This window comes from Levilactobacillus huananensis (genome assembly GCF_003946145.1).
Taxonomy (GTDB): domain Bacteria; phylum Bacillota; class Bacilli; order Lactobacillales; family Lactobacillaceae; genus Levilactobacillus; species Levilactobacillus huananensis.
The window spans coordinates 59,152-74,900 of the sequence record NZ_RHOC01000003.1; the positions used below are offsets into that span (position 1 = coordinate 59,152).

Here is a 15,749-nt window from a genome sequence, read left to right on the forward strand (position 1 = left end):
AGAACCAGCGTACCTTGTGAGAATCCCGGAAAACCAGTACAATAGGTAAAAACCGGTCGCCACTTGACCGGAACTGTGAGGAGATGCAGTCAATGTTTAATATGAATCGGACGCGCTGGGGGTTTGACTGGGGAGAGTTCATTCTGGGTATTTTATTCCTAGTGGCCGCTTTTGGCCTGTTACGGTCGCCTAAGATTGGTTTAACGGGATTAGCCATTATTTTTGCTTTTATGGCCTTGTTGAGTGGATTGACTACGATTGCGGGTTACCGTAAGTTGCATGAAGTGACCGGGATGCGTGCCAACTTTGCGTTAGTTCTCGGTGTCTTGGATATTCTGATTGCGGTCGTGTTCTTCTTTGACATGAACAGTGCCATTGTGACCTTGGGTTATCTGTTTGCTCTTTGGTTTATTCTGGACTCAATCGAACGTCTGATCGTGGCGAGTCACCTGCGTTCCTTCGGTGGGGGCTTCTTCTGGTTCTCCATCATCTTGGACGTCTTGAGCTTAGTTGTGGGGATTCTTCTGTTCGTGCACCCAGTGGTCGCGGCCTTATCTATCAACGTGTTGGTAGCTTCGTTCTTTGCAGTCTTTGGGGTTAACGCGATCTGGATTGCTTTTGCACGTAGTCGTCAGTAAGTTTACTTAATCATTAAAGTAAGGTCTCTGGAATTCTCTGGAGGCCTTTTTCAATGGCAACAGGGGCACAAAAGACCGATATTTCGGGCGATTATGGAATAAATTAGGAAAGACACGCCCGGTGTGTTATACTGCTTAAAGACGTTTTTTCAGGAAGCTGGAGGAGAACCATGACAGATGAGATTCATTTCGTCATTATTACGGGAATGAGTGGTGCCGGAAAGACCGTGGCCATGCAGAGTTTTGAAGACTTAGGCTATTTCTGTGTCGATAATCTGCCACCCACATTGTTGCCAAAATTTTGGGACCTGATCCGTGAATCTGGTAAGATCTCTAAAGTCGCGCTGGTCATTGACCTCCGCTCACGAGCTTTCTATGACGAGATCGTGCGGATGTTAAATGACGTCGCGGTTCACGGCAGTATGAACGCCCAGGTTCTCTTCTTGGACGCTTCCGATGAGGAATTGGTCTCCCGATACAAGGAAACCAGACGCTCCCATCCACTGGCCCGCAATGGCCGCGTGATGGAGGGTATTCAGCGAGAACGGACCTTGCTCGCGTCCATTCGTCAGGCAGCTCAGCTAGTGATCGACACTACGAATCTGAGTCCTCGAAAATTACGTGAAGAAATTTTCCATAACTATGAAACGGAATCAGCCCAAGTTTTCCACATCGAAGTGATGTCGTTTGGGTTTAAGTATGGGTTACCCATCGACGCTGATATCGTGATGGACGTCCGATTCCTGCCAAATCCTTACTATGTTCCAGAACTAAGACCCCAGACCGGGTTGGACCAACCTGTCTACGATTACGTCATGAGTCAACCGCAGACGGAGGAGTTCTATGGCCAATTTTTGAAGTTACTCACGACGATTGTGCCCGGCTATAAAAAAGAAGGCAAGGCTAATCTGACCATCGCGATCGGTTGTACGGGCGGTCAACACCGTTCTGTCGCCTTAGCGACGCGAATTGGGCAGGCACTAGGGAGTACTTATCCCGTGCATGTCACCCATCGTGACATTAACAGGCGAAAGGAGTCCACCAACCGCTCATGAGAGATCCGTTACGTACCCGCCGCCCCAAGATCGTGGTGATCGGCGGTGGGACGGGATTACCGGTTATTTTAAGAAACCTACGAGATCAAGACGTCGATATCACGGCCGTGGTTACGGTCGCCGATGACGGGGGATCTTCAGGTATTATTCGCCACTATGTCAACGTGGTGCCGCCTGGAGATATTCGAAATGTTATGGTTGCTTTAGCCGAAGTTCCCACCATTTATAAAGATTTATTTCAGTACCGGTTTGAAACAACAGACGACTTTTTTGCGGGCCATGCCATTGGTAACCTCATCATTGCCGCCTTATCCGAAATGCGGGGCGGTATTTTTGATGCCGTTCAAGAACTCTCGCAGTTAATGCGGGTCAATGGTCACGTCTATCCGGCATCTAACGAGACCTTAGAGCTTCATGCGCAGTTTGCCGATGGGTCCACCCTGAGTGGGGAATCCGAGATTACGGCCGCCCACAAGCTGATTAAGCGGGTCTGGGTCGAGACCAGTGATCATCATGAGCAACCAACGGCAGTGCAACCCGTGATTGATGCGATTATGAATGCTGATCAGATCGTCTTGGGACCTGGGAGCCTATTTACCAGTATTCTGCCGAACCTGATGATTGATAGCGTCGGGCAGGCCGTTCGTGAGAGTCCAGCTGAGGTTGTCTATATTTGCAACATCATGACCCAGAAGGGTGAAACGCAGAACTTCACCGATGCTGACCATGTCCGTGTTTTGAATCAACATTTACACACGAATTTCATCGATACCGTTCTGGTTAATACTCGGAAGGTACCGGATAAATACATTGATTATCAGCGCTGGGACGAAATGTCTCAGCCGGTTCGTCATGACTTCCAAGGCCTGCGTGATCAAGGCTGCCGGGTGATTTCGACGGACTTTCTTGAACTAAGGGATAACGGGGCGTTTCATAATGGGCAGGAGGTCGTACACGAACTCCTAAACCTGATTGGCCAACCGCGTTACCGGATGAAACGGAGGCCATAACACATGTCGTATGCCAGCGAAGTAAAAAAAGAACTGACGACGCTCGAAGTACACCGGGAGAATGCCAAGGCGGAATTAGTCGCTTTGATCCGGATGAATGGGGCGCTGGGGTTGGCAAACCACCATTTTGTCTTGAACGTTCAAACTGAAAATCCCGCCATTGCGCGACGGATGTACCAGCTTTTGAAGCAGTTCTATGATTTGGAAAGTGAACTGTTAGTTCGACGTAAGATGAAGCTTAAGAAGAATAATCTGTACATCGTGCGGGTTAAGACTGGTGTGACGGAAGTTCTGTCAGACCTAGGGATCTTTGATGGGATGCAGCTCTTAGAGTCTGTTCCCGATGATATTCTGAGTTCCGATATGTCGGTGCGTTCGTACCTGCGAGGGGCCTTTTTGGCCGGTGGATCTGTGAACAACCCAGAAACCAGTCGCTATCATTTGGAGATCTACTCACTATATGAGGAACATAACCAGATGATTGCCGAGATGATGAATCGCTATGATTTGAACGCTCGGACTATTGTTCGGCGTAGTGGGTATATCACGTATCTGAAGAGTGCTGAGGAAATTGCCGATTTTCTGTCCCTGATCGGGGCCACGACGTCGATGCTAAAGTTCGAAGATATTCGAATCATGCGTGACATGCGAAACTCCGTGAACCGATTGGTCAACTGCGAGAATGCTAACTTAGACAAGGTGGCCAATGCGTCGACTCGGCAGATTGATAACATTCAATTCATAGACGCCACGGTTGGCTTGAGTCAGCTGCCGGTTAAGCTACGTGAAGTAGCCGAAACACGGTTGGCACATCAAGAGGTCAGTCTGAAGGAATTAGGAGATCTGGTTCCTGGCGGTCCTATCTCCAAGTCGGGGATCAATCACCGTTTACGTAAAATTAATGATTATGCTAAACAATTACGTGGAGAGGCTTCTGCGTAGTTGAATGAAAAAGGCGCCGTAATCTCCATTTAGAGGTTACGGCGCCTTTTGTCGATCAAAAAAACACACCATGGCAAGCCATGATGTGATCTTCAGTGAATTACTTTTTTTGTTCGCTACTGTTGGTCATGATGTGGTCAATTAAGCCATAATCGACAGCTTCTTGAGCACTCAGGTAGTTATCTCGTTCAGTGTCTTGGTTCAGACGTTCAACGGGTTGACCAGAATTATCAGCCAAGATTTGGTTGATTAATTGCCGAGTCTTCAAGATCTCACGAGCGGCAATCTCAATTTCAGTTTGTTGTCCTTGAGCACCACCGGATGGTTGGTGAATCATCACTTGGGCATGTGGTAAGGCGAAACGTTTACCCTTAGTCCCAGATGAAGCCAAGACACTGGCCATGGAAGCCGCCATACCTAACGTGATAGTTTGCACGTCGGATTGGATAAAGTTCATGGTATCGTAGATTGCCAAGCCGGAAGAAACAACCCCACCTGGTGAGTTGATGTAAAGCGAAATGTCCTTAGTGGAGTCTTGGGCGTCCAAGAAGAGCAATTGCGCAATGATGGCGTTTGCCATGTCATCTTCGATTGGGCCGGACAACATGATGATCCGGTCTTTTAAAAGTCGTGAATAGATATCATATGCCCGTTCGCCACGGGATGATTGTTCAATAACTGTTGGTACTAAATTCATGACAAGATAGCCTCCCTTATTAACGTTTGAATGGCTAGCGTTTCGCTAACATATTGTTAGTGTACCGCTATGGTCAAAACAGGTCAAACGATTAGACTCTGTTAATTCCCACAACCATTTGACTAGAACTATCATACCAGAGTTTGACCAAACGTCACGTATTATGTCACGGTATTTATGTTGGGGGAAGTACGAGCGACGACCATCGACTGACCGGTTACGCAGTAAACATGACCGGTTACGGTGAACCTATTTTATTTCCACGCATGGTATGGTTTACTAGGATTAACGAAAGGGGGTGTGCACTTGAAGATTCGTGTTGTGATTGATGATCGACTGAAAGAACCAGAAATTACCATTCGAACACCCGAAGACGTGGATGTTGACCAACTTGTGGCATCCATTCAAGGGGTTGAAGCCACCGCGGCTCGTATGACCTTCAGTCAGCGTGGCGAGAACTATCAGGTCACCTTGCATGACGTGCTCTTCTTTGAAGCTGCGGATCACCAAGTCATGGTTCACACGGCAACCGAGGTTTTCTCAACGCGTCAACGATTATATGAGCTGGAGGAGAACTTACCTGCCAGTTTCCAACGGGTCTCCAAGTCTGCCATCCTAAACTGTGCTCAGATCTTCTCACTTACGAAGTCCGTCACGGGTAATCTCGTTAAATTTCAAAAATCACACAAGCAGCTCTATGTCTCACGGCGCTTTTACAAGAGGCTCAAGGAAACATTGGAGCGAAAGGGGTAAGTAAGATGCATAGAAATTGGTTTTGGGGAACGTTCTTTGTCTTGGCTGCGGGGATCCTTATCGCAAGTCAACTCGGCGTCCTAAGCTATCATATTGGATTTTGGACATTGTTGGTCGCCATGTTCCTAGTGGCAACGTTCGTTGGTAGTTTGATTCAAGTTAGTGTAACCGGGATGATCTTCTCACTAGCCTTTCTGGCGATTATCTTCGCAAAGCCATTGGGGATTGTGACCTTGGCTCCCTGGACGATTCTAGGCGCGGCGCTGTTGTTGTCGATTGGGTTATCAATGATTATCAAACCTCGATGGCGGTGGCATCGTAACGTGACCTTTTGGGAAGGTCATCATGATCATGGCTGGGATAAGAACTTCCACCATAGCTATGACGACATTAAAACGGTCAATGAGTCTGAAACGATCGTTGACGTGAACATGAGTAGTAGTATTCGCTACCTGCAGTCAACGGATTTTAAGCAAGCAATGATTAAGGTTTCCATGGGAAATGCAAAAGTTTATTTTGATAACGTGGTCTTGGACGAAGACGGTGCAATCATTGTCGTTGATGGATCCTTAGGTGGGATTGAATTGTATCTGCCACGGACCTGGAATGTGACATCAAATGTCAATACCAGCCTAGGTGTCGTCACAGAGAAGGGCATTCAGGAGTCTGTTGAAGAAGGTCCACAGGTGACAATCCAAGGAGATATTTCACTGGGAAACTTAACTATTAGCTACATTTAGACCCGGGAGAACACGAGCGATCGTGTTCTTTTTTTGCAAAAGAAAAAGTCCTAGGCAACTGCCTAGGACCAACCATTGGTGATGTTTATGCGCCCGGAGGGAATCGAACCCCCATTTCAAGAACCGGAATCTTACGTGCGATCCATTACACTACGGGCGCAAATAATGCGAAACAATACCTTAACTACTATAACTGATTATGGATAAAAATACAAGGCGCGATCGGGTTTTATTCGGAAGAAACATGCTATAATAACGGCACTAACTTTTTTGTGGAGGTTCATAGGATGACGCGAGAGAAGACTTTTCGCCTGGTGGTTGATGCCTTATTGATGGCGATCGTGTTACTTCAAAACATTGTACCGTTTTTGGGCTATGTGCCCTTAGGCCCTTTTAGTATGACCTTAATCGGGTTGACCGTGATTGTTGCCGGGATGGCCTTAGACGTTCGAGATGGGGCTCTGATTGGGGGCTTCTGGGGATTGATTACCTTTGTGCGGGCCTTTGCTTGGCCTTCCAGTCCCGTGGCACCCTTGATTTTTACGAACCCACTGATTTCAATTGTGCCCCGACTCTTGATGGGCGTGGCTGCCGGTCTAGTCTTTCGTTGGGCTCGGCAACGTTGGTCCATGCGTGGCGCCATGCGGTTAGCGGCGGCTACCGGTGCGGTGATTAATAGCGGTTTGGTGTTGGGTTTGGTGTATGTTTTTTACCAAACTCCAGCCGTAGCGACAGCCTTTGGGGCCCATGGTAGCCAGACACTGGGATATGTTCTTCTGATCTCAGTTGCCACAAACGCGGTACCGGAGCTGATTTTAGATGTGCTTGTTGCGCCGCTTTTGGCAGAACCTTTGCGTCGACGGTGGGATCGCGTAGCCGTGTCGAAATAGGGCACAAAAAGGTCCTAGGCAACTGCCTAGGACCAACCATTGGTGATGTTTATGCGCCCGGAGGGAATCGAACCCCCATTTCAAGAACCGGAATCTTACGTGCGATCCATTACACTACGGGCGCATTACGCTTGCTCTTCTGAGCACCTAACTACTATACCCGAAGCTGAATATAAATTCAAGGGGCCAGCGGGATTTTTCTGAAAAGCCCATCAAATGCTATGGACAATCACGGGGAGACCTGGCTTGCATTGTCCATTGTGAGGGCTTATACTATCAAAGGTAGGTTGGCAATTAGTTGACCTCAATTTTTTTGACCAGGGTGGGTCTTGATTAGCCCTAGCTGGTCGATCATCGTCCCACTAGGAGGTAAGCAGGATGCGTGAAGACTGGCAGTGGGTCAATGCAATTGTACCCAAGATGGTTACCAAGCTGACCAGCCGTTTCCGTGTCCTCCAGGCCATTGCGAGTCTGCAACCCGTTGGGCGGCGAACGTTGGCCACTAGCTTGGATTATTCCGAACGCGCTGTGCGAACGACCACGGACGCCTTAGCAGAACTAGGTTTTATTCAAATGTCGACGAAGGGGATGCAGATGACCCGGGCTGGCCAACAGCTCTTGCATGGTTTGGGACCTGTTATGGAAGAACTCTTGGGACGTCAGCAACAGGAGGCGGCCTTAGCGAAGAAGTTAGGGATTGCTCACTGTACGATTGTGGCCGGTGATAGCACCGCACCAACCGGATCATTGATGGGTCTTGCCCGGGCGGCACGACAGGTTTTAGCGGATCAGCTGCCACTAGGTGGGAGCACCATCGCAGTGATGGGTGGTCATACATTGGCGACTGTTGCCTCGGTGCTGACCCCATCACTGGCAGTGAACCGACATCTGTTGTTTGTTCCTGCTCGTGGGGGTGTTGGCGAGTCACCGGCTATTCAGGCCAACGCCGTTAGTGCCCAAATGGCGCAGCGAACGAATAGTGATTTTCGATCATTGTTTATTCCCGAGCAACTCAACACGGCCACCTACAAACCATTGTTTGCGGAACCGGCCATCCATGAGGTCTTGGAACTCATCGCGCATAGTAACGTGGTGATTCACGGGATTGGACAGGCATTAGTCATGGCGAAGCGGCGAAACATAGCCCCGCACGTGATTGATGATTTGACTGCGGCCCATGCGGTTGGGGAAGCCTTCGGGTACTTCTTCGATGCTGAAGGGCACGTGGTTAGTAAGTTTCCACGGATTGGCGTGGAGATTGAAGATTTAGCCGCTAAACAGCTCGTTATTGCCGTTGCGGGTGGTGCCGAAAAGGGCGCTGCAATCGCGGCATATATGCATTTAGCGCCAGCTTCGACTTGGCTCATTACCGACGAAGGAGCTGCTGACTTTGTTTTAAAAAAGTGATACACTTAACATGTACTGCTTTTTAAAAAATTATTCTTTATTTGCTTCCTGAAGGAGGAAATCACAGTATGACTGTAAAGATTGGTATTAATGGTTTCGGACGTATCGGCCGTTTGGCTTTCAAGCGGATTCACGAACTCCACTCAAGTGACATCGAAGTAGTTGCTATCAACGATTTAACAACACCTTCAATGTTAGCTTACTTGTTGAAGTATGATTCAACTCATGGTCGTTTCCCTGGCGAAGTTTCAGCTACGGACAATGGTATCGTGGTTGATGGCAAGGAATACCCTGTATACGCTGAACCTAAGGCACAAAACATTCCTTGGGTTAAGAACGATGGTGTTGACTTCGTTCTTGAATGTACCGGTTTCTACACTTCCGAAGAAAAATCACAAGCTCATATCGATGCTGGTGTTAAGCGGGTCTTAGTATCTGCTCCAGCCGGTGCCGTTACGACCGTTGTTCCAGGTGTTAACTTGGACGTCCTGAGCAAGGATGACGTGATCGTTTCTGCTGGTTCTTGCACGACCAACTGCTTGGCCCCAATGGCATACTTCTTGAACAAAGAATTTGGCATTAAGGCCGGTACTATGACGACTATCCACGCCTTCACTTCAACTCAAATGATCTTGGATGGACCTCGTGGTAAGAAGATGCGGAACAACCGTACCGCAAGTATCAACACGATTCCTCACTCAACTGGTGCCGCTAAGGCTATCGGTTTGGTAATCCCTGACTTAAAGGGTAAGTTACAAGGCCATGCACAACGTGTTGGTGTTGTTGACGGTTCCTTAACTGAATTGGTTACTGTTCTGGACAAGAACGTTACGGCTGATGAAGTTAACGAAGCTATCAAGAAGCACACTGAAGGTAACGATGCCTTTGGTTACAACGGTGACGAAATCGTTTCAACTGATATCATCGATGACGACCATGGTTCCGTATTTGACCCAACTCAAACGGAAGTTACGACTGCCGGTGACACCCAATTAGTTAAGACTGTTGCTTGGTACGACAACGAATGGGGCTTCACTTGTAACATGGTTCGGACGTTATTGCACTTCGCTACCCTTTAATAGAGAGTTAGCGGCGTAACGCCAATAAAATTGATTAACAAAGACGCGGCGGAGGAGGGAATTCTCCGACGCGTTTTTCATTGACACAAAGGACAGAAGTTCTTTGAAATTCCCGTGGATTTACGGTATATTGTGACCGTAATCTGATAAATTATTCGAGCATTCAAGGAGGTTTTTCTAAATTGGCTAAATTAACAGTTTCTGATTTAGACGTTAAGGGCAAAAAAGTTCTGATGCGTGTGGACTTCAACGTCCCAATTAAAGACGGTGTGATTGGTAACGACAACCGGATCGTGGCAGCATTGCCAACGATCAAGTACGTTATCGACAATGGTGGTAAGGCAATTCTGTTGTCTCACTTAGGCCGGGTTAAGAAGGAAGAAGACAAGCCAGGTCTGTCCATGCGCCCAGTTGCAGAACGACTTTCTAACTTGTTGAACAAGCCGGTTACCTTTGTTCCAACGACTGAAGGCAAGCAGCTTGAAGATGCTATTGATGGCTTAAGCGACGGTGATGTTTTGGTTATGGAAAACACCCGTTACGAAGACGTTAAAGATGGCGAATACGTTAAGCGTGAATCCGGTAACGACCCTGAATTGGGCAAGTACTGGGCTTCATTGGGTGACGTCTTCGTTAATGATGCGTTCGGTACGGCTCACCGTTCCCACGCTTCCAACGTTGGGATCGCTTCTAACATGGCGCAAACCGCTGCTGGTTTCTTAATGGAAAAGGAAATCACCTTCATCGGTGGTGCCGTGGACAACCCTGAACACCCATTCGTTGCTATCTTGGGTGGTGCTAAGGTTTCCGACAAGATCGGTGTTATCGATAACTTATTAGCTAAGGCTGACAAGATCCTTATCGGTGGTGGGATGACCTACACCTTCTACGCTGCCAAGGGTATGAAGATCGGAAATTCTTTAGTTGAATCTGACAAGATTGACCTCGCCAAGGAAATCTTGGACAAGGCCGGTGACAAGCTGGTATTGCCTGTTGACTCAATTGTTGCTGAAAAGTTCGACAATGATGTTGCTCACAAGACGGTTGAAGGCGATATTCCTGACGGCTACATGGCCTTGGATATCGGACCTAAGTCCGTTGCTGAATTCGAAGATGTTCTGAAAGACGCTAAGACTGTCGTTTGGAACGGACCAATGGGTGTCTTCGAAATGAGTAATTATGCAGAAGGAACGTTGGAAATTGGTAAGTTCTTAGGTACCTTGAAGGATGCTAAGACGATCGTTGGTGGTGGGGACTCCACTGCTGCCGTTCAACAACTCGGTGTTGCTGACCAACTTTCCCACATTTCAACTGGTGGTGGGGCTTCCCTCGAATACCTCGAAGGTAAGACTTTACCAGGAATCGCTGCAATTTCTGATAAATAACTTTATAAAGAGCTGTGGTGCCTGTCATCGCGGCTCTTTGTTCTGAGCACGATTACCGTTGGAGCGTCTTCGCTGGCTTATCTGCCCCCAATTCGGTAAGATGATGATTGTAGTCAATTTATTTTTAGAGAGGGTGGAGTAGGTTGCGAATACCACTCATTGCAGGAAACTGGAAAATGAATAAGACGGTGGCGGAGGCTCAAAGTTTCATTACTGCCATCCAAGGTAAACTACCGGCAGCCGATACTGTGGAAACGGCTATCGCTGCCCCAGCATTATTTTTACAAACCATGTTGGATGCTAATCGGGAAGATGTCCTCCGTATTGCGGCTGAAAGCTGTTATTACGAGGATGAAGGGGCTTATACGGGCGAAACCAGTCCCAAGGCACTTCACGCGATGGGGATTCCCTATACGATCGTGGGTCATTCCGAACGACGTCGGTACTTTAACGAAACGGATGATGTGATTAATCGCAAGGTTCAGGCCGTCTTTCGCAACGGTATGACCCCGATTATCTGTTGTGATGAAACGATGGGTCGTCGTGAATCTGGTGAAAAAATTCACTGGGTCGTCAACCAAGTTTCGGCTGCGTTGAAAGGTGTCAGTGCTGAAGATGCTGCAAAGATTGTCGTCGCCTATGAACCAAGTTGGGCGATTGGCAGTGGCACCACAGCCTCATCTGATCAAGCTGAAGAAGGTTGTTATTTAATCCGGCAGACGTTAGCTGACATCTATTCAGACGATTTGGCCAACGGCGTCCGGGTGCTCTATGGTGGGAGTGTCAAACCAGATAACATTGCTGGTTTAATGAAAAATGCGAACGTCGATGGGGTACTGGCCGGGGGTTCTAGCCTCGATGAACAGTCCTTTGTCGAATTAGCAAACTACCAAAATATGTAAATAGGTAAAATTGTGATTGAAAGTTCAAAGTTAAACTTATAAAATAAAGCATGGGATGGTTGTCTTGTTCCCGTGAAGCCAAACTTTCATAAGGAGAGAATACAAAAAATGTCTATTATTTCTGATATTTACGCACGCGAAGTCCTAGATTCTCGTGGTAACCCAACTGTTGAAGTTGAACTCTACACCGAAGCCGGTGCAATGGGCCGGGGGATCGTTCCTTCTGGTGCCTCTACTGGTGAACACGAAGCCGTTGAACTTCGTGATGGCGACAAGAGTCGTTTCATGGGTAAGGGTGTTACTAAGGCCGTTGACAACGTTAACAACTTAATTGCCAAGGAAATCATTGGCTACGATGTTACCGACCAACGTGCCATTGACCAAGCTATGATCGACTTGGATGGTACGCCAAACAAGGGTAAGTTAGGCGCCAACGCCATTTTAGGTGTTTCCTTAGCTGCTGCTCGTGCTGCTGCTGATGAATTGGGCCAACCATTGTACAACTACCTTGGTGGGTTTAATGGTCACGTATTGCCAACGCCAATGATGAACGTTATCAACGGTGGGAAGCATGCCAACAACAAGGTTGATTTCCAAGAATTCATGATTATGCCTGTTGGTGCTAAGTCCGTTAAGGAAGCCGTTCGGATGGGTTCAGAAACGTTCCACAACCTGAAGGCTTTGCTCAACGAAAAGGGCTACTCAACTGCCGTTGGTGACGAAGGTGGTTTCGCTCCTGACTTGAAGAACAATGAAGAACCATTCGAAATCTTAGTTGACGCTATCAAGCGTGCCGGTTACGTTCCTGGTAAGGACGTTTCTATCGCCTTTGACTGTGCCGCTTCCGAATTCTACAATGCTGACACCAAGAAGTACGAACTTAAGGGTGACGGCAAGGATTACACGGCTGACGAATTCGTTGGTTTGTTGGAAGAAATCGTTGACAAGTACCCAATCGTTTCCATCGAAGATCCTTTGGACGAAAACGAATGGGCTGACTGGCAGATGGCCACTGAACGCCTTGGCAAGAAGGTCCAAATCGTTGGTGACGACTTATTCGTTACGAACACGGACTACCTGGCAAAGGGGATCAAGATGGGTGTTGCCAACTCTATCTTAATCAAGCTGAACCAAATCGGAACTTTGACTGAAACTGTTGAAGCCGTTGAAATGGCTAAGCAAGCTGGTTACACGGCCGTTATCTCTCACCGTTCTGGTGAAACTGAAGACACGACGATTGCTGACTTGGTTGTGGCCTTAAACGCTGGTCAAATCAAGACTGGTTCAATGAGTCGTGGCGAACGGATCGCTAAGTACAACCAATTAATGCGGATCGAAGACCAATTAGGTAAGACTTCCGAATACAAGGGGATTCACTCCTTCTACAACTTGGATGAAGATGCCCGTTTGGCCATCATCAACAAGTAATTCAAATTAAGTTTTCAAAATCGGTTGACCTTTAGGGGTTGGCCGATTTTTTTGATCTCTTGTTAAATTTTTCCAATTGTTTTCCGGAGTTAACTTTAACGAAGGGGGAATTGGATGATTAATTTACGGGTACAGCTGGCTCTGGGAGTCGTGGTGATGGGGAGCCTTGTCGGTAGTGTTGTGACGGGGCATGCTGCGGATGGAGAGACAGTTACAGTGAAAGTTCGGCACATGGTTGATGCAACCGATGATGATGGTAACTTTACGGATTGGATCTATCAGCAAGAATCACAGACCGGAAAGATTGGTGAAGCGTTACATCCAAGTGCTAAGTTGTCGACGTTCATGCAGTATTCACCACGTTCTTTTGGAAAGGATTCAGAGGTCGACTGGCACTATCGTAGCAGCGTACCGGCTCATGTATTAGTAACTTATAGTTCTGATGGACGGACAGTTGGTCAATATAAGTCGACACCTAAATTAACAAAAGGTGGTCGGGTGAAGTTGGTCGCGCCGGCCGGCTATACATTGATGCCTGGTAAAGCAGTGTTACAGATGGCGACAAAGAAAGATGATAGGTGGATAGTTCCAGTTGTGGCAATTGGAGGTGTAGCTGGGGGCAATGAGTCAGTCGTTGATGAGAAGCCCGAGAAGCCCGAGAAGCCCGAGAAGCCCGAGAAGCCCGAGAAGCCCGAGAAGCCCGAGAAGCCCGAGAAGCCCGAGAAGCCCGAGAAGCCCGAGAAGCCCGAGAAGCCCACGATTGAACAACCACCGGTCTTAGTACCACCAGTAAATCCAGGTTTACCACCAATGACCAATGTTCAGAAACCACAACCAATTCCTGAAGAAGTTCCAGATAAGAAACCAATACCGCCAGTTCATCCACTACCAGACTGGGCTGAATCAATCGGGCATGAGGTAGCACCGGTTACTGCTGTGGATGCAGACCGTCCGGAAAGTGAGGAGGGAGAGTCAGACCAACCAGAAAGAACGAGTCATAAGGAACGTCAATCTAAGCCGGCTAACAGGCGCTCTCATCAGTTCCACTCAGTTAAGGAGCAACTCCCCCAAACTAGTGAGAAACGTGGTCTATGGGGCTGGTGGGGGCTTATCATGACGGCTATTCTGGGTAGCCTGGTTGGACTTCACCGGCTTTTTCATTAAATTCTCAAAAACTGTGATAAACTAATTAGTAGACAAAAATCACAGTGGAGGGATTGGCTAATGAAGCAGAAGCGACAGACACCGCATGACCTAACACGGTTGAATGCTATTTTATTTGGCGCCCTGGTGGGACTTCTTGCTGGTGCGGTAGTCAGCATTTTTCGCTTAATCATTGAACACATGTTAACTGGTGTTCAGGTAATTTATGGTTGGCTTGGCCAACATCTCCTGTGGCTCATTCCATGGGCATTATTAATGGTATCGATAGCCGTTCTTATTGGTCATTGGATCAAGACGACACCCATGATTAAGGGATCAGGGATTCCTCAAGTTGAGGGACAATTGGCCGGCGAATTAGATTACGCCTGGTGGCCGGTCCTTTGGAAGAAGTTTGTTGGGGGAATTTTAGGGATCGGTTCAGGACTCTTCCTCGGACGTGAAGGACCTTCGATTCAGTTAGGAGGAACAGTCGCTCAAGGACTGGCAGACCGGTTGAGTTTTACTGGGACTCGGCGGCGGTTAATTATTGCCGGTGGTGCTGCCGCAGGGCTTTCTGCCGCCTTTAATGCGCCGATTGCGGCAACACTGTTCATTTTGGAAGAGGTGTACCATAATTTTTCAACACTGGTGTGGCTGACGTCACTAACCAGTGCCGTCATGGCCAACTTTGTTTCAAACGAAGTCTTTGGTCTCACACCCGTGTTACATATTCTGTATGAACAAGCCTTACCACTGAAATACTATGGTTTGTTATTACTCTTAGGCGTACTGCTTGGCGTCTTGGGATTTGGTTACCAGTGGATTACTTTGCATGCCAGCGCGTGGTACGCCAAGCTGACCTGGTTACCGGACCACCTAAATGGTATTATTCCCTTCTTATTGGTGATTCCTATTGGTCTTCTTTGGCCAATTACGCTAGGTGGCGGTAATCAGATGATCGTGACCTTTGCTAAGCAAACGCCACTGATTTGGCCATTGATTGGATTCTTCGTTCTACGGTTCGTTTTTTCCATTATTAGCTATAATTCCGGGCTTCCCGGTGGGATCTTCTTACCGATTCTCACGTTGGGGGCGTTGCTCGGTGCCATTGGTGCCCAGGAATTTGTACATCTCGGCTGGTTACCACCGATGTTTGTGGCGAACTTTATTATTTACGCTATGGCAGGTTACTTCGCTGGAATTTCCAAGGCACCCTTTACGGCGATTCTCTTAATTACCGAGATGGTGGGGACCTTGCATCACTTGATGCCATTGGCTGTGGTGGCCATTGTCGCTTACATTACGGTGGATGTCTTGGGCGGTGCTCCAATCTATGAGGCCATGCTACAGCAGCTCGTTACGCCAGCTAAACCCAACGCTGAGGGCATTACCGATCGCGTTGAATATTCGATTGGCGAGAATTCTGGCTTTGTGGATAAACAGGTCCGGGATCTCTCCTGGCCAACTGGGTCACTGTTAGTTGCCGTACGTCGTGGGGAACGGGAAGTCATTCCCCATGGAGACACGCTTTTGCGGGCAGGGGATACCCTAATTGTTTTGACCTACCATCGTAATCGGGCCTATGTCCGGCAACGATTAGGTAGATTGAATGATTTGCCCGATTGATCGTGAGATTAGGCCGGAGACTGGTAAAAACCCGGCGACTATGATAAATTAGAC

15 protein-coding genes and 2 tRNA genes are annotated in these 15,749 nt (G+C 47.9%); 14 read left to right on the forward strand and 3 right to left on the reverse strand.

Features of this window, described 5'->3' with window-relative positions:
- The first annotated feature begins 92 nt into the window (after positions 1 to 92).
- From EKM71_RS03540 to whiA, 4 genes are all read left to right on the forward strand, one after another.
- The gene (locus EKM71_RS03540; RefSeq protein ID WP_125573295.1) at positions 93 to 638 is read left to right on the forward strand and encodes an HdeD family acid-resistance protein; all 546 of its coding nucleotides are present in this window, start codon (positions 93 to 95) and stop codon (positions 636 to 638) included.
- 170 nt (positions 639 to 808) lie between these two features.
- The gene (gene rapZ / locus EKM71_RS03545; RefSeq protein ID WP_125573296.1) at positions 809 to 1,693 is read left to right on the forward strand and encodes an RNase adapter RapZ; all 885 of its coding nucleotides are present in this window, start codon (positions 809 to 811) and stop codon (positions 1,691 to 1,693) included.
- Complete coding sequence (locus EKM71_RS03550; RefSeq protein ID WP_125573297.1) at positions 1,690 to 2,703, forward strand: gluconeogenesis factor YvcK family protein; 1,014 nt, start codon at positions 1,690 to 1,692, stop codon at positions 2,701 to 2,703. The genes rapZ and EKM71_RS03550 overlap by 4 nt, the downstream gene beginning before the upstream one ends.
- Before the next feature lie 3 nt (positions 2,704 to 2,706).
- Entirely contained in the window at positions 2,707 to 3,645 is a 939-nt protein-coding gene (whiA, locus tag EKM71_RS03555; RefSeq protein ID WP_125573298.1) for a DNA-binding protein WhiA, read from the forward strand.
- A 100-nt stretch (positions 3,646 to 3,745) separates the two neighbouring features.
- Here whiA and clpP read toward each other — a convergent pair whose 3' ends face one another.
- Complete coding sequence (gene clpP, locus EKM71_RS03560; protein WP_048732353.1) at positions 3,746 to 4,342, reverse strand: ATP-dependent Clp endopeptidase proteolytic subunit ClpP; 597 nt, start codon at positions 4,340 to 4,342, stop codon at positions 3,746 to 3,748.
- Positions 4,343 to 4,642: 300 nt separating this feature from the next.
- Here clpP and EKM71_RS03565 point away from each other — a divergent pair, with 300 nt between their 5' ends.
- Both EKM71_RS03565 and EKM71_RS03570 read left to right on the forward strand, forming a co-directional pair.
- Positions 4,643 to 5,095 carry a LytTR family DNA-binding domain-containing protein gene (locus EKM71_RS03565; protein WP_225417984.1) on the forward strand — a complete coding sequence of 151 codons (453 nt, stop codon included), beginning with the start codon at positions 4,643 to 4,645 and terminating at the stop codon, positions 5,093 to 5,095.
- Positions 5,096 to 5,100: 5 nt separating this feature from the next.
- Entirely contained in the window at positions 5,101 to 5,835 is a 735-nt protein-coding gene (locus EKM71_RS03570) for a LiaF transmembrane domain-containing protein (protein ID WP_125573300.1), read from the forward strand.
- Between the two features lie 88 nt (positions 5,836 to 5,923).
- Here EKM71_RS03570 and EKM71_RS03575 read toward each other — a convergent pair.
- Positions 5,924 to 5,995, reverse strand: a tRNA-Arg gene (locus EKM71_RS03575).
- 127 nt (positions 5,996 to 6,122) lie between these two features.
- On the opposite strand from EKM71_RS03575, the gene EKM71_RS03580 reads away from it, so the two are divergent.
- Entirely contained in the window at positions 6,123 to 6,725 is a 603-nt protein-coding gene (locus tag EKM71_RS03580) for an ECF transporter S component (protein ID WP_125573301.1), read from the forward strand.
- A 52-nt stretch (positions 6,726 to 6,777) separates the two neighbouring features.
- Here the strand turns inward: EKM71_RS03580 and EKM71_RS03585 are convergent.
- A tRNA-Arg gene (locus EKM71_RS03585) sits at positions 6,778 to 6,849 on the reverse strand.
- Positions 6,850 to 7,103: 254 nt separating this feature from the next.
- Between EKM71_RS03585 and EKM71_RS03590 the strand changes: the two genes are divergently transcribed.
- From EKM71_RS03590 to EKM71_RS03625, 7 genes are all read left to right on the forward strand, one after another.
- On the forward strand, positions 7,104 to 8,132 hold the full coding sequence (locus EKM71_RS03590; RefSeq protein WP_125573302.1) for a sugar-binding transcriptional regulator: 1,029 nt from the start codon (positions 7,104 to 7,106) through the stop codon (positions 8,130 to 8,132).
- Between the two features lie 68 nt (positions 8,133 to 8,200).
- On the forward strand, positions 8,201 to 9,211 hold the full coding sequence (gene gap, locus EKM71_RS03595) for a type I glyceraldehyde-3-phosphate dehydrogenase (RefSeq protein ID WP_125573303.1): 1,011 nt from the start codon (positions 8,201 to 8,203) through the stop codon (positions 9,209 to 9,211).
- A 182-nt stretch (positions 9,212 to 9,393) separates the two neighbouring features.
- Positions 9,394 to 10,596, forward strand: a complete 1,203-nt coding sequence (locus tag EKM71_RS03600; protein WP_125573304.1) for a phosphoglycerate kinase — start codon at positions 9,394 to 9,396, stop codon at positions 10,594 to 10,596.
- A 143-nt stretch (positions 10,597 to 10,739) separates the two neighbouring features.
- Complete coding sequence (gene tpiA, locus EKM71_RS03605; protein WP_125573305.1) at positions 10,740 to 11,498, forward strand: triose-phosphate isomerase; 759 nt, start codon at positions 10,740 to 10,742, stop codon at positions 11,496 to 11,498.
- 108 nt (positions 11,499 to 11,606) lie between these two features.
- A complete protein-coding gene (gene eno, locus EKM71_RS03610; RefSeq protein WP_125573306.1) occupies positions 11,607 to 12,926 on the forward strand; it encodes a phosphopyruvate hydratase in 1,320 nt (439 codons plus the stop codon).
- A 114-nt stretch (positions 12,927 to 13,040) separates the two neighbouring features.
- Positions 13,041 to 14,090: a hypothetical protein gene (locus EKM71_RS11035; RefSeq protein ID WP_164504712.1), complete on the forward strand. Its 1,050-nt coding sequence runs from the start codon at positions 13,041 to 13,043 to the stop codon at positions 14,088 to 14,090.
- Positions 14,091 to 14,150: 60 nt separating this feature from the next.
- Positions 14,151 to 15,695, forward strand: a complete 1,545-nt coding sequence (locus EKM71_RS03625; protein WP_125573308.1) for a ClC family H(+)/Cl(-) exchange transporter — start codon at positions 14,151 to 14,153, stop codon at positions 15,693 to 15,695.
- Positions 15,696 to 15,749: the final 54 nt, after the last annotated feature.